This is a genomic window from Actinoplanes octamycinicus (assembly GCF_014205225.1).
GTDB classification, from domain to species: Bacteria; Actinomycetota; Actinomycetes; order Mycobacteriales; family Micromonosporaceae; genus Actinoplanes; species Actinoplanes octamycinicus.
On record NZ_JACHNB010000001.1, the window covers coordinates 9800967 to 9813990 of the forward strand.

Annotated in this window: 12 protein-coding genes; 1 reads left to right on the top strand and 11 read right to left on the bottom strand. The window is 70.4% G+C overall.

All coding sequences use genetic code 11. The features are described 5' to 3' along the window. Positions 1 to 18: 18 nt before the first annotated feature. The 7 genes from BJY16_RS44490 to pyrR are packed head-to-tail and all read right to left on the bottom strand — an operon-like array spanning position 19 to position 9549. Complete coding sequence (locus BJY16_RS44490) at positions 19 to 1293, bottom strand: adenosylmethionine--8-amino-7-oxononanoate transaminase (protein WP_185045715.1); 1275 nt, start codon at positions 1291 to 1293, stop codon at positions 19 to 21. Beyond that, positions 1290 to 2318, bottom strand: a complete 1029-nt coding sequence (locus BJY16_RS44495) for a quinone-dependent dihydroorotate dehydrogenase (protein ID WP_185045716.1) — start codon at positions 2316 to 2318, stop codon at positions 1290 to 1292. The genes BJY16_RS44490 and BJY16_RS44495 overlap by 4 nt, the downstream gene beginning before the upstream one ends. Next, a complete protein-coding gene (carB, locus tag BJY16_RS44500) occupies positions 2315 to 5674 on the bottom strand; it encodes a carbamoyl-phosphate synthase large subunit (RefSeq protein WP_185045717.1) in 3360 nt (1119 codons plus the stop codon). Before carB ends, BJY16_RS44495 begins: the two co-directional genes overlap by 4 nt. A 5-nt stretch (positions 5675 to 5679) precedes the next feature. Then, positions 5680 to 6786: a glutamine-hydrolyzing carbamoyl-phosphate synthase small subunit gene (gene carA, locus BJY16_RS44505; RefSeq protein ID WP_185045718.1), complete on the bottom strand. Its 1107-nt coding sequence runs from the start codon at positions 6784 to 6786 to the stop codon at positions 5680 to 5682. Further along, positions 6783 to 8051, bottom strand: a complete 1269-nt coding sequence (locus BJY16_RS44510) for a dihydroorotase (protein WP_185045719.1) — start codon at positions 8049 to 8051, stop codon at positions 6783 to 6785. The genes carA and BJY16_RS44510 overlap by 4 nt, the downstream gene beginning before the upstream one ends. Then, on the bottom strand, positions 8048 to 8968 hold the full coding sequence (locus BJY16_RS44515; protein ID WP_185045720.1) for an aspartate carbamoyltransferase catalytic subunit: 921 nt from the start codon (positions 8966 to 8968) through the stop codon (positions 8048 to 8050). Before BJY16_RS44515 ends, BJY16_RS44510 begins: the two co-directional genes overlap by 4 nt. Beyond that, complete coding sequence (gene pyrR, locus BJY16_RS44520) at positions 8965 to 9549, bottom strand: bifunctional pyr operon transcriptional regulator/uracil phosphoribosyltransferase PyrR (RefSeq protein WP_373873417.1); 585 nt, start codon at positions 9547 to 9549, stop codon at positions 8965 to 8967. The genes BJY16_RS44515 and pyrR overlap by 4 nt, the downstream gene beginning before the upstream one ends. A 295-nt stretch (positions 9550 to 9844) precedes the next feature. On the opposite strand from pyrR, the gene bldD reads away from it, so the two are divergent. Continuing rightward, positions 9845 to 10333: a transcriptional regulator BldD gene (bldD, locus tag BJY16_RS44525; RefSeq protein WP_014446326.1), complete on the top strand. Its 489-nt coding sequence runs from the start codon at positions 9845 to 9847 to the stop codon at positions 10331 to 10333. Between the two features lie 142 nt (positions 10334 to 10475). On the opposite strand, the gene nusB is transcribed toward bldD, so the two are convergent. The 4 genes from nusB to aroB form a co-directional block, all read right to left on the bottom strand. Beyond that, positions 10476 to 10910, bottom strand: coding sequence for a transcription antitermination factor NusB (nusB, locus tag BJY16_RS44530; RefSeq protein ID WP_185045722.1), 435 nt, complete (start codon positions 10908 to 10910; stop codon positions 10476 to 10478). Continuing rightward, complete coding sequence (efp, locus tag BJY16_RS44535) at positions 10910 to 11467, bottom strand: elongation factor P (RefSeq protein WP_185045723.1); 558 nt, start codon at positions 11465 to 11467, stop codon at positions 10910 to 10912. Before efp ends, nusB begins: the two co-directional genes overlap by 1 nt. A 75-nt stretch (positions 11468 to 11542) precedes the next feature. Then, the gene (gene aroQ, locus BJY16_RS44540) at positions 11543 to 11962 is read right to left on the bottom strand and encodes a type II 3-dehydroquinate dehydratase (protein WP_185045724.1); all 420 of its coding nucleotides are present in this window, start codon (positions 11960 to 11962) and stop codon (positions 11543 to 11545) included. Further along, entirely contained in the window at positions 11959 to 13020 is a 1062-nt protein-coding gene (aroB, locus tag BJY16_RS44545) for a 3-dehydroquinate synthase (protein ID WP_373873418.1), read from the bottom strand. Before aroB ends, aroQ begins: the two co-directional genes overlap by 4 nt. Between the last annotated feature and the right edge of the window lie 4 nt (positions 13021 to 13024).

A 13024-nucleotide genomic window follows, 5' to 3' on the forward strand; every position in this document is an offset into this window, starting at 1 on the left:
GCAATTACCTCTCTCGTGTCAGCTAGCCGCTACGGCCGCGGCGATTCCTCGGGTAATGCGCGCCACGTCGTCGTCGTCCGCGACATAGGGCGGCATCGTGTAGATCAGGTCCCGGAACGGCCGCAGCCACACGCCCTCGGCCACGGCGGCCGCGGTCGCCCGCCGCATGTCCACCGGGTGGTCCAGCTGGACCACCCCGATCGCGCCGAGGACCCGCACGTCGGCGACCCCGGGCGCGCCGCGGAGCGGTTCCAGGCCGCTCGTCAAAGAGCTTTCGATCTCCGGTACGCGCCGAGCCCACCCGCCGTCGCGGAGCAGCCCGAGCGAGGCGTTCGCCACCGCGCAGGCCAGCGGATTGCCCATGAAGGTCGGCCCGTGCATCAGCCCGCCGCCCTCCCCCGCCGAGATCGCCCGCGCCACCTCCGGGGTGCAGAGCGTCGCGGCCAGCGTCAGGTAGCCGCCGGTCAGCGCCTTGCCCAGGCACATGATGTCCGGGCTGACCCCGGCGTGCCCGGCGGCGAAGAACCGCCCGGTCCGGCCGAAGCCGGTGGCGATCTCGTCGAAGATCAGGAAGATGCCGTGCTCGGCGGTGATCTCGCGAAGGACGGTGAGGTACTCCGGGTCGTGGAAGCGCATCCCGCCGGCGCCCTGGACGACCGGCTCGATGATCACCGCCGCGATCTCGTCCTGGTTCTTCGCGACGATCTCCCGCAGCGCGTCCGCGTACTCCGGGAGGTACTCCGCCGGCGGCGCGTCGGCGAACACCTGGGCCGGCAGCACCCCGGTCCAGAGCGAGTGCATCCCGCCCTCCGGGTCACACACGCTCATCGGGTGGAAGGTGTCCCCGTGATAGCCGCCGCGCCAGGTGGCCAGCTTGCGCCGCCCCGGCCGGCCGAGCGCCCGCTGCGCCTGGAGCGCCATCTTGATCGCCACCTCGACCCCGATCGAGCCGGAGTCGCAGAGGAAGACGTGCTCCAGGCCGGGCGGGGTCAGCTCGACCAGCGTGCTGGCCAGCTCGATGGCCGGCGCGTGGGTGAGCCCGCCGAACATCACGTGGCTCATCCGGCCGGCCTGCTCGGCGAGCGCCGCGTCCAGCACCGGGTGCCGGTACCCGTGCACGGCGGCCCACCAGGAGGACATGCCGTCAACCAGCTCCCGGCCGTCGGCCAGCCGCAGCCGGACCCCGGCAGCGCTCTCCACCAGGTAGGGGTCGCCGGTGCCCGGCATCGGCCCGTACGGGTGCCAGACGTGCGCCCGGTCGAGCGCAAGCAGGTCGCGCTCGGCCGGGCTCATCGCGCGGTCGTGGCGCGGGACGGGCGGGCGCCCTGGGCGACCGCCTTGACCAGGTCCGGGCCCTTGTAGATGAACCCGGAGTAGAGCTGCACCAGGCTGGCGCCGGCGTCCAGGATCCGCGAGGCGTCGTCGGCCGACATGATCCCGCCGACCCCGATGATTGGCAGCCGGCCGCCGGTCTCGCCGTGCACGAACGCCACCACCTCGCGGGCCCGCTCGGTGAGCGGCTTGCCGGAGAGCCCGCCGGACTCGGCGGCCAGGTGCTGGTCGCCCGGGGCGAGCCCGTCTCGGGCCAGGGTGGTGTTGGTGGCGATCAGCCCGGCCGCGCCGTGCTCCAGGCAGACCTCGAGCAGCTCGGCGATGGCCGGCTCGGTCAGGTCCGGGGCGATCTTCACGAGCACCGGGACGTCGCCGCTGAGCGCCTTCAGGATCTCCGTCATCGAGTCCCGATCCTGGAGACTGCGCAGACCGGGCGTGTTCGGCGAGGAGACGTTGACCGCGATGTAGTCGGCGTAGGGGCGCAGCAGCCGATAGGACTCCGCGTAGTCCTCGACCGCCTGGTCCAGCGGGGTGACCTTGGACTTGCCCAGCGAGATGCCGAGCGGCACCCCGATCGGGCCGAGCTCCGCCAGGCGCGCGGCCAGGGCGGCCGCGCCGGCGTTGTTGAAGCCCATCCGGTTGATGATCGCCTCGCTGTCCCGGAGCCGGAACAGGCGCGGCTTGTCGTTGCCCGGCTGCGCCTTGGCGGTCACCGTGCCGACCTCGACGAAGCCGAACCCCAGCGCCGGCCAGGCGGGCAGCGCCAGGCCGTTCTTGTCCATCCCGGCGGCCAGGCCGACCCGGTTCGGGAAGCGCACGCCGAACGCGTCGACCGGGGCGGAGAACGCGTAGCGGCGGCGCATCACCTCACGGGCGGCCGGCGGCATCGAGGCGAGCCGGTGCAGCGTCCACTCGTGCGCGGACTCGGCGTCGCCGCCGCCCAGCCGGAAGAGCACCGGCCGGACGGCGTTGCGGAAGAGGTTCATGCCAGGTCGCTCCGAAGCACCTTGTGCAGGTCCTGCAGCGGCCGCACGCTCATGTCGCCGTGCATCAGCGCCTCGATGCCCATCACCGCGGCGGCCGCGCCGGGGACCGTGGTGATGCACGGGGTGTCGGCGGTGACCGCGGCGCTGCGGATCTCGTACCCGTCCTGGCGGGCGCTGGCGCCGGAGCCCTGCGGGGTGTTGATGATCAGGGCGATCTCGCCGGCCAGGATCAGCTCGACCGCGTTCCGCTCGGCGCCCTCGTAGTGCTTGGAGACGATCTCGCAGTCGATGCCGTAGCGGGACAGCACCTCGCCGGTGCCGGCCGTGGTGACGATGGTGAAGCCCAGGTCGGCGAGCCGCTTGACCGGGAAGATCATCGACCGCTTGTCCCGGTTCGCCACCGAGACGAAGATCTTGCCGCTGGTGGGCAGCGATCCGTACGCCGCGGCCTGCGACTTGGCGAACGCCTGGCCGAAGCCGGCGTCGATGCCCATCACCTCACCGGTCGACTTCATCTCCGGGCTGAGCAGGCTGTCCACGTTGTTGCCGGCCAGCGTGCGGAACCGCTTGAACGGCAGCACCGCTTCCTTGATCGCGATCGGGGCGTGCGCCGGGACCGACCCGCCGTCCCGGTCGGCCACCAGCATGCCCTCGGCCCGCAGCTCGGCGATGGTGGCGCCGAGCATGATCCGGGCCGCCGCCTTGGCCAGCTGCACGCCGGTCGCCTTGGAGACGAACGGCACGGTCCGCGACGCCCGCGGGTTGGCCTCCAGGACGTAGAGCTGCTCGTCCTTGAGGGCGTACTGCACGTTCATCAGGCCACGCACGCCGATGCCGCGGGCCAGCGCCTCGGTGTAGCGGCGCACCTCGGCCATGTGCGAGCCGGCCAGGGTGATCGGCGGCAGCGAGCAGGCCGAGTCGCCGGAGTGGATGCCGGCCTCCTCGATGTGCTCCATCACGCCACCCAGGTAGACCTCGCCGGTGGCGTCGCAGAGCGCGTCCACGTCGATCTCCACGGCGTCGTCCAGGAACCGGTCGACCAGCACCGGGTGGTCCGGGGAGATCTCGGTGGCCCGCTCGATGTAGCCCTTCAGGGTGGGCTCGTCGTAGACGATCTCCATGCCCCGGCCGCCCAGCACGTACGACGGGCGGACCAGCACCGGGTAGCCGATCGCGTCGGCGATCGCCTTGGCCTCCTCGAACGAGGTGGCGGTGCCGTGCTCCGGCGAGCGCAGCCCGTTCTCGGCCAGCAGCGCGCCGAACAGGCCACGGTCCTCGGCCAGGTCGATCGACTCCGGCGAGGTGCCGACGATCGGCACGCCGGCCGCCTTGAGCCGGTTCGCCAGGCCGAGCGGGGTCTGGCCGCCGAGCTGCACGATCACGCCGATCACGCCGGGGCCGCCGGCCGCCTTGCCGGAGCTGTCCTCGGCGTGGAACACCTCGAGGACGTCCTCGAAGGTGAGCGGCTCGAAGTAGAGCCGGTCGGCGGTGTCGTAGTCGGTGGAGACCGTCTCCGGGTTGCAGTTGACCATCACGGTCTCGAAGGCTGTGCTTTCCTTGCCGGCTGCGCCGGAGAACCCGGAAGGAGAAGCGGAGCGCAGCGCCTGGACGGCGTGCACGCACGAGTAGTCGAACTCGATGCCCTGCCCGATCCGGTTCGGCCCGGAGCCCAGGATCAGCACCTTGGGCCGGTCGCTCGGGGCGACCTCGGTCTCCTCGTCGTAGGACGAGTAGTGGTACGGCGTGTTCGCGGCGAACTCGGCCGCGCAGGTGTCCACGGTCTTGTAGACCGGCCGCAGGCCCAGCCGGTGGCGCAGCGCGCGAACGCCGTCCTCGCCGGCCAGCTCCGGCCGCAGCGCGGCGAGCTGCTTGTCGGAGAGCCCGGACCGCTTGGCCTTGCGCAGCAGCTCCTCGTCCAGCACCGGCGCGGCCAGGATCTCGGCGCGCAGGTCGACCAGGGCCTTGATCTCGTCCAGGAACCACGGGTCGATCCGGCCGCTGGCGGCGTGCACCTGCTCGACCGTCGCGCCCATCCGCAGCGCCCGCTCGACGGTGTAGAGCCGGCCGTCGTGCGGCACCTTCAGCGCGGCGAGGACGTCGTCCAGCGACTCCTCCGGGTCGGCGGTGGTCCAGAATCCGCCGGCCTTGGTCTCCATCGAGCGCATCGCCTTGTTCAGCGCCTCGGCGAAGTTGCGGCCCAGGCTCATCGCCTCGCCGACCGACTTCATCGTGGTGGTGAGCTCCTTGTCCGCGCCCGGGAACTTCTCGAACGCGAAGCGCGGGATCTTCACGACCACGTAGTCGAGGGCCGGCTCGAAGGCGGCCGGCGTCTGCAGCGTGATGTCGTTCGGGATCTCGTCCAGGGTGTAGCCGATGGCCAGCTTCGCGGCGATCTTGGCGATCGGGAAGCCGGTGGCCTTGGAGGCGAGCGCCGACGAGCGGGACACCCGGGGGTTCATCTCGATCACGATGAGCCGGCCGTTGTCCGGGTTGATCGCGAACTGGATGTTGCAGCCGCCGGTGTCCACGCCGACCTCGCGGAGCACCGCGATGCCCAGGTCCCGCAGCTTCTGGTACTCCCGGTCGGTGAGCGTCATGGCCGGGGCCACGGTGACGCTGTCGCCGGTGTGCACGCCCATCGGGTCGACGTTCTCGATCGAGCAGACGACCACGACGTTGTCGTGCTTGTCGCGCATCAGCTCGAGCTCGTACTCCTTCCAGCCGAGCACGCTCTCCTCGATCAGCACCTCGTGCACCGGGGAGGCGGCCAGGCCGGCGCCGGCGATCCGCTCCAGGTCCTCGTCGCTGTGCGCCATGCCGGAACCGAGGCCGCCCATGGTGAACGACGGCCGGATGACCACCGGCAGGCCGATCTCGGCGACCGTCTCGCGGACCTCGTCCATCGAGTGGCAGACCCGGGAGCGCGGGGTCTCGCCGCCGGCCTTGGCGACGATCTCCTTGAACAGCTGCCGGTCCTCGCCCTTGCGGATGGCGTCGACCTTGGCGCCGATCAGCTCGACGCCGTACTTCTCCAGGACGCCGCTCTCGTGCAGGGCGATCGCGGTGTTCAGCGCGGTCTGGCCGCCCAGGGTGGGCAGGATCGCGTCCGGGCGCTCCTTGGCGATGACCAGCTCGACGAACTCCGGGGTGATCGGCTCGACGTAGGTGGCGTCGGCGAACTCCGGGTCGGTCATGATCGTGGCCGGGTTGGAGTTGACCAGCGAGACGCGGATGCCCTCCTCGCGCAGCACCCGGCACGCCTGGGTGCCGGAGTAGTCGAACTCGCAGGCCTGGCCGATGACGATCGGGCCGGAGCCGATCACCATCACATGCTTGAGATCTTCACGCTTCGGCACTGAACTCAGCCCTTCTTCTCGACGAGTTCCACGAAGCGGTCGAACAGGTAGTCCGCGTCGTGCGGGCCGGCGGCGGCCTCGGGGTGGTACTGGACGGTGAACGCGGGCACCTCGATGCCGCGCAGCCCTTCGACCACGTTGTCGTTGAGGCAGACGTGGGAGACCTCGACGCCGCCGAAGTCGGTGTCGATCACCTGGTTCAGCGGGGCGTCGACGGCGAACCCGTGGTTGTGGCTGGTCACCTCGACCTTGCCGGTGGTCTTGTCGAGCACCGGCTGGTTGATGCCGCGGTGGCCGTACCCGAGCTTGTAGGTCCCGAAGCCGAGCGCCCGGCCGAGGATCTGGCTGCCGAAGCAGATGCCGAACAGCGGCACCTGGCGGCGCATCACCTCCTGGGCGAGCGCGACCGGGCCGTCGGCGGTGGCCGGGTCACCCGGGCCGGGCGAGAAGAACACCGCGTCCGGGCTGACCTTCAGCAGGTCCTCGATCGACGAGGAGGCCGGGAAGATGTGCGTGGTCACGCCGCGGGCGGCCAGCCGGCGGGCGACGTTGCGCTTGATCCCCAGGTCCAGCGCGGCGACCGTGTAGCGGTGCTCGCCCTCGGCCTCGACGGTGTACTTCGACCCGGTGGTGACCTGCGCGGAGAGGTCGGCGCCGAGCATCTGCGGCTGGTCGAGCACCTTTGTCAGGAGCGACTGCGGGTCCAGATCGACGCTTGACACACCGACCCGCATGGCGCCGCGCTCGCGCAGGTGCCGGGTCAGGGCCCGGGTGTCGATGCCGCTGATCCCGACCACGCCCTCGGCGGCCAGGCGCTCGCCCAGGTCGCCCTTCGAGCGCCAGTTGGACGGGCGGCGGGCCGGGTCGCGGACCACGTAGCCGGAGACCCAGATCCGGTCCGACTCGTCGTCCTCGTCGTTGACGCCGGTGTTGCCGATCTGCGGCGCGGTCTGCACCACGACCTGCTTGTGGAACGACGGGTCGGTCAGCACTTCCTGGTAACCGGTCATGCCGGTGGTGAAGACCGCCTCGCCGAAGGTCTCCCCCACGGCGCCGTAAGCCGTGCCGGAGAAGGAACGCCCATCCTCCAGCACCAGAATCGCCTTGGTCACTTGACCGCCTTCCCGTCCAGCACAGTTGCTTCTCCCCGCAGGAAGGTCGCCACGATGCGACCGGGCAGGGTCATACCCGCGTACGGCGTGTTCCTGCTGCGGCTCGCCAGCCCGGCCGGGTCTACGACCTGGCGCGCCGTCGGGTCCACCAGCGTGAGGTTGGCCGGGGTGCCGGCCGTGGTCAGGTCGCCGCCGTGCCCGGCCAGCCCGGCGATCCGGGCCGGCGCGATCGACATCCGGTCGGCGATCAGGTCCCACTTCTCGCCGAAGACGCTCAGCACGATCGGCAGCGCCGTCTCCAGCCCCAGCATGCCCGGCCGGGCGTACGACCACTCGCATTCCTTGTCCTGCACCGCGTGCGGGGCGTGGTCGGTGGCGACCACGTCGATCACCCCGTCCAGCAGCGCCTGGCGCAGCGCGGCGACGTCGGCGGCCGTACGCAACGGGGGGTTGACCTTGAAGACCGGGTCGTAACCGGCGGCCAGCTCGTCGGTCAGCAGCAGGTGGTGCGGGGTGACCTCGGCGGTGACCCGGACGCCGCGGGCCTTGGCCTGGCGCAGCACCTCGACCGAACCGGCCGTGGAGACGTGGCAGACGTGCAGGCGGCTGCCGACGTGCTCGGCGAGCAGCACGTCCCGGGCGATGATCGCCTCCTCGGCGACCGCCGGCCAGCCGGTCAGGCCGAGCCGGGTGCTGACCTCGCCCTCGTGCATCTGCGCGCCCTCGGTGAGCCGGGGCTCCTCGGCGTGCTGGGCGATCACGCCGTCGAACGCCTTCACGTATTCGAGCGCGCGGCGCATCAGCTTCGGGTCGGCGACGCAGAAGCCGTCGTCGGAGAAGATCCGGACGTTGGCCGCCGAGGTGGCCATCGCGCCCAGCTCGGCCATCTGCTTGCCGGCCAGCCCGACGGTGACCGCGCCGATCGGCTGCACATCGACCAGGCCGGCCTCCCGGCCCAGCCGCCAGACCTGCTCGACCACGCCGGCGGTGTCGGCGACCGGCGAGGTGTTCGCCATCGCGCAGACGGCGGTGTAACCGCCCAGGGCGGCGGCGCGCGAGCCGGTCTCGACCGTCTCGGCGTCCTCCCGTCCGGGCTCGCGAAGGTGGGTGTGCACGTCGACCAGACCGGGCAGGGCCACCAGGCCGGTCGCGTCGATCACCTCGGCGCCCTTCTCCGCTTTGTCGGAGATGACGCCATCTGCGATATGCAGATCCGTCGGCGTTCCACCGAGAATCGAGACGCCCTTGAGCAGGTACGCCATCACTTGCCTCCCAGGAGCAGGTAGAGGACGGCCATCCGGACGCTGACGCCGTTGGCGACCTGTTCGACGATCGTGGAGCGGGGTGAGTCGGCCACCTCGGGCGCGATCTCCATCCCGCGGTTCATCGGGCCGGGGTGCATGACGATCGCGTGCTCCGGCAGCCTCTTGAGCCGCGGCACGTCGAGCCCGTAGCGGCGGCTGTACTCGCGCGCGGACGGGAAGTAGGAGTCCTGCATCCGCTCGGTCTGCACGCGGAGCATCATCACCACGTCGCTGTCCGGCAGGACCTCGTCGAGGTCGTAGGAGACCTGGAGCTTGTCGGACAGCGCCGCGGCCACGTCCACCGGGATCAGCGTCGGCGGGCCGACCACGGTGACCTGCGCGCCGAGGGTGGTGAGCAGCAGGACGTTGGACCGGGCCACCCGGCTGTGCAGCACGTCGCCGACGATGGCCACCCGCAGGCCGTCCAGGCGGCCCAGGCGGGAGCGCATCGTGTACGCGTCCAGCAGCGCCTGGGTCGGGTGCTCGTGGGTGCCGTCGCCGGCGTTCACCACCGAGCCGTCCACCCAGCCGGCCAGCCGGTGCGGGGCGCCGCTCGCCGAGTGCCGGATGACCACCGCGTCGGCGCCCATCGCCTGCAGGGTCAGCGCGGTGTCCTTCAGGCTCTCGCCCTTGGAGACGCTGGACCCCTTCGCCGAAAAGTTGATCACGTCGGCGGAGAGCCGCTTGGCGGCCGCCTCGAAGGAGATCCGGGTCCGGGTGGAGTCCTCGTAGAAGAGGTTCACCACGGTCCGGCCGCGCAGCGCGGGCAGTTTCTTCACCTCGCGCCCGGAGAGCGCGGCCATCTCGCCGGCGGTGTCCAGGATCAGCGTGGCGGTCTCGGCGTCCAGGTCGGCGGCGGAGCGCAGGTGCTTGATCACTGAAGGCCTCCGATCAGTCGGACCTCGTCGGCGCCGTCGGTCTCGGTGAGCGCGACCTTGACGCTCTCGCTGAGCGCGGTCGGAATGTTCTTGCCGACGTAGTCGGCGCGGATCGGCAACTGCCGGTGACCGCGGTCGACCAGCACCGCGAGCTGCACCGAGCTGGGCCGGCCGAGGTCCTGCAGGGCGTCCAGGGCGGCCCGCACCGAGCGGCCGGAGAAGAGCACGTCGTCGACCAGGATCACCCGCAGGCCGTCGATGCCGCCGGCCGGCAGCTCGGTCTTGCCGAGCGCGCGGGTTTTCTGCAGGCGCAGGTCGTCGCGGTAGAGCGTGATGTCCAGGGAGCCGACCGGGACCTCGACGCCCTCGAAGGCGTGGATCCGGGCGGCCAGGCGGTGCGCCAGCGGGACGCCGCGGGTCGGGATGCCGAGAAGCACCGTGCCGGTCGCGCCGGACGTCTTCTCCAGGATCTGGTGGGCGATCCGGTCGACGACCCGGGACAGGTCGGACCCGGCCAAAATGATCTTGCTGGGCGCGTCTGCGCGTGGCTGCGCCACGGCGGACCTCCTTCCCCGCCTCACGGGACGGGTCGTTAAAGGACGTCGGGATCGGGCCGATTTCCGGAGAGATCCGGCCCGATGGCTGACGCTACGTTACCAGTGGACGGGGCGTTGACCAGGGTGACCTGCCTGACCCGCAGACAAAGCGGACAAATTCTGCAACTAGGGATACAGCCGGTAACTTTGGTGCGGCCCGCACGACTCATCGGTAACCAACACTTGACCGGCGGTCGCAAACTCCGTACCGTCACGCAGCGTAGCGATCCGTGAGGAAGAACCCTCCGGGAAGGCACAGCACAGTACTGGGAGTGTCCGAATGCCGTCTGAGTACGCGAAGTCGCTGGGCGCTCGCCTGCGCTCCATTCGCCAACAGCAGGGCCTGTCCCTGCAGGGAGTCGAAGAGAAGTCCAACGGCCGGTGGAAGGCCGTCGTCGTCGGCTCGTACGAGCGTGGCGACCGTGCGGTGACCGTCTCGCGCCTGGCCGAACTGGCCGACTTCTACCGTGTGCCGGTTTCCGAGCTGCTGCCCGACGGCAGTGGCATCCGCCTCGAGGCGACCAACAAGATCGTGCTGGACCTCGAGAAGCTCTACGACACCACCGGTGAGGACCTCGCCTACGTGGCGCGGTACGCCCGGGCCATCCAGCAGCAGCGTGGCGACTACAACGGCCGGGTGCTGTCGATCCGCGCCGACGACCTGCGCGCCCTCGCCATCGTCTACGACATCTCGCCGTCCGGCCTGATCGAGCGCCTGACCGAGCAGGGTGTCCTGGTCGCTGACCCGCGGGCGTTCTTCGCCAGCTGAGCCGGTTGCGGCCCACGAACCACCGAGCCCGCGCCGGCCCCCCCAGATCGGCGCGGGCTTTCTTCGTACCGGAAGCCTGTCTGCTCTCCAGAAATGACAAACGGCCCGGACCGCCAGCGGTCCAGGCCGTTTTGCGCTTTTCTTACCTTGTTGCGAAAGCGGCGATCCGGTCGAGCAAGCCGTTGAGGAAGCGCGGGCTGTCGTCGGTCGACATCTCCTTCGCCAGCTCCACCGCCTCGGTGATCGCCACCGGGTCGTCCACGTCCGGCTCGTAGAGCAGCTCGTAGACGGCGATCCGGGCCAGGTTGCGGTCGACGACCGGCATCCGGTCGATCGTCCAGCCCTCGGCGTAACTCGCGATCAGCTCGTCGATCCGGTCCAGGTGCTTCGCGACGCCCTCGATCAGGGTCGTCGCGTAGCCCAGGTGCTCCGGGTGCGGCTTGGCGATCCGGTCGAGGTAGGTGACCAGCACCTGACCCGGCGGCAGATCGCGCATGTCGGCCTCGAAGAGGACGTCCAGCGCCCGCTTGCGCGCCTTGCGGCGCGCAAGTCGCTCCTTCTTGGGACCTTCCGCCATCAGCTGCGGCCGAGGTAGCGGCCGTCGCGGGTGTCGACCTTGATCTTCTCACCGGTGGTGATGAAGAGGGGAACCTGAACCGTGGCGCCGGTCTCGATCGTCGCCGGCTTGGTGCCACCGGTCGAGCGGTCGCCCTGCAGGCCCGGCTCGGTGTAGGTGACCTCGACGAAGATGCTGGTCGGCAGCTCGATGTAGAGCGGGACGCCCTCGTGCAGCGCCACCGTGGCCTCGGCCTCGGGCAGCAGGTAGTTGGCGTTGTCACCGACCGTGGCGCCGGAGACGTGGATCTGGTCGTAGGTGTCCAGGTCCATGAAGACGTAGTCGTCGCCGTCCTGGTACAGATACTGCATCGTGCGCTTGTCCACGGTCGCGGTTTCGACCTTGGTGCCCGCGTTGAAGGTCTTGTCGACGACCTTGCCGGACAGCACGTGCTTCAGCGTGGTCCGCACGAAGGCCGGACCCTTACCGGGCTTGACGTGCTGGAACTCAACGACGGACCACAGCTCCTTGTCGAGGTTGAGAACCAGGCCGTTCTTCAGGTCGTTGGTGGAAGCCATGTCCTGCCTTGATCTTGACGCGAATCGTTGACCGAACCACTTTACCGGCGAGGACCTGGTGAGGGCGAATCGGGTCTACCGGCAGATGTGCTCCAAAGCGAGCCGGTAACCGTCGATACCGAGCCCGGCGATCACCCCGGTGGCCACCGCCGAGATGACCGAATGGTGCCGGAACTCCTCCCGCTGGTGCACGTTCGAGATGTGCACCTCGATCAGCTTGCCCCGCAGCATCGCGCAGGCGTCCCGGATCGCGATGTTGTAATGCGTCCAGGCGCCCGGGTTGAGCACCACGTCGGCGCCCTCGTCGGCGGCCGCGTGCAGCCACTCGAGCATCTCGTGCTCGGCGTTGGTCTGCCTGATCGTGACGGACGCGCCGAGGTCGTCGGCGACGGTCTGGCACATGTCGACCAGGTCCTGATATGTGGTCTTGCCGTAGATGTCCGGCTCCCGGGTGCCGAGCCGGTTGAGGTTCGGCCCGTTCAGCACATAGATCATCGCGCCACCGCCTTGTAGGCCTCCCGCAGCAGGTCGTCGGCCGGACCGGCGAGAATGCCCGGTCGCGCCAAGCCGTCCAGGACCACGAACCGCAAGGTCGCGGCCCGCGTCTTCTTGTCCACGCGCATCCCGGCCGCCAGCTCGGTCCAGGCGCTTTCAGCGTACGTCGTGGGCAGGTCCAGGGTTTCCAAGATCTTTTTATGGCGGGCCGCCGTGGCGTCGTCCAGCCGCCCGGACAACCGGCCCAGCTCCGCCGCGAACACCATGCCGACCGCCACCGCGTGCCCGTGCTTCCAGGAGTACTTCTCCCGGCGCTCGATCGCGTGACCCAGCGTGTGCCCGTAGTTGAGGATCTCCCGCAGCCCGGACTCCTTGAGATCCACCCCGACCACGTCGGCCTTCACCCGGATCTTCCGCTCGATCAGCTCGCGCAGCACGTCACTGTGCGGATCGAGGGCCGCCGCCGGGTGCTCCTCGACCAGCTCCAGGATCCGCGGATCGGCGATGAACCCGCCCTTGACCACCTCGGCCAGGCCGGCCGCGATGTCCTCCCGCGGGAGGGTGTCCAGCGCGTCCAGGTCGCAGAGCACGCCGGCCGGCGGGTGGAAGGCGCCGACCAGGTTCTTGCCGGCCGCGATGTTGACCGCGGTCTTGCCGCCGACCGCCGCGTCCACCATGCCGGCCACCGACGTGGACACCGGGATCCAGCGGACGCCGCGCAGCCAGGCCGCGGCGACGTAGCCGGCCAGGTCGGTGGTGGCGCCGCCGCCGACCCCGACGACGACGTCGGTCCGGGTGAACCCGGCCGCGCCCAGCTCGTCCCAGCACCGCGCGGCGACCTCGACCGTCTTGCCCGCCTCGGCGTCCGGCACCTCGATCAGCACGGTCTGCCGGCCGGTCACCGCGGCGACCGCCTCGGCCCGCTCCCGCAGCGTCGGCGGATGGATGACCGCCACCCGCGCCGCGCCGTCGATCAGTCCCGGCAGCTCGCCGTTCAACTCCCGCCCGACGATCACGTCATACGGACGGTCACCCTGCACCGGAATTCGCGTCACCACGCGC

Excerpts from the sequence above, each read along its gene's own strand:
- BJY16_RS44490 (WP_185045715.1), bottom strand. The coding sequence starts at position 1,293 with ATGAGCCCGGCCGAGCGCGACCTGCTTGCGCTCGACCGGGCGCACGTC.
- nusB (WP_185045722.1), bottom strand. The coding sequence starts at position 10,910 with ATGGCGGAAGGTCCCAAGAAGGAGCGACTTGCGCGCCGCAAGGCGCGC.
- bldD (WP_014446326.1), top strand. The coding sequence starts at position 9,845 with ATGCCGTCTGAGTACGCGAAGTCGCTGGGCGCTCGCCTGCGCTCCATT.
- efp (WP_185045723.1), bottom strand. The coding sequence starts at position 11,467 with ATGGCTTCCACCAACGACCTGAAGAACGGCCTGGTTCTCAACCTCGAC.
- BJY16_RS44495 (WP_185045716.1), bottom strand. The coding sequence starts at position 2,318 with ATGAACCTCTTCCGCAACGCCGTCCGGCCGGTGCTCTTCCGGCTGGGC.
- aroQ (WP_185045724.1), bottom strand. The coding sequence starts at position 11,962 with ATGATCTATGTGCTGAACGGGCCGAACCTCAACCGGCTCGGCACCCGG.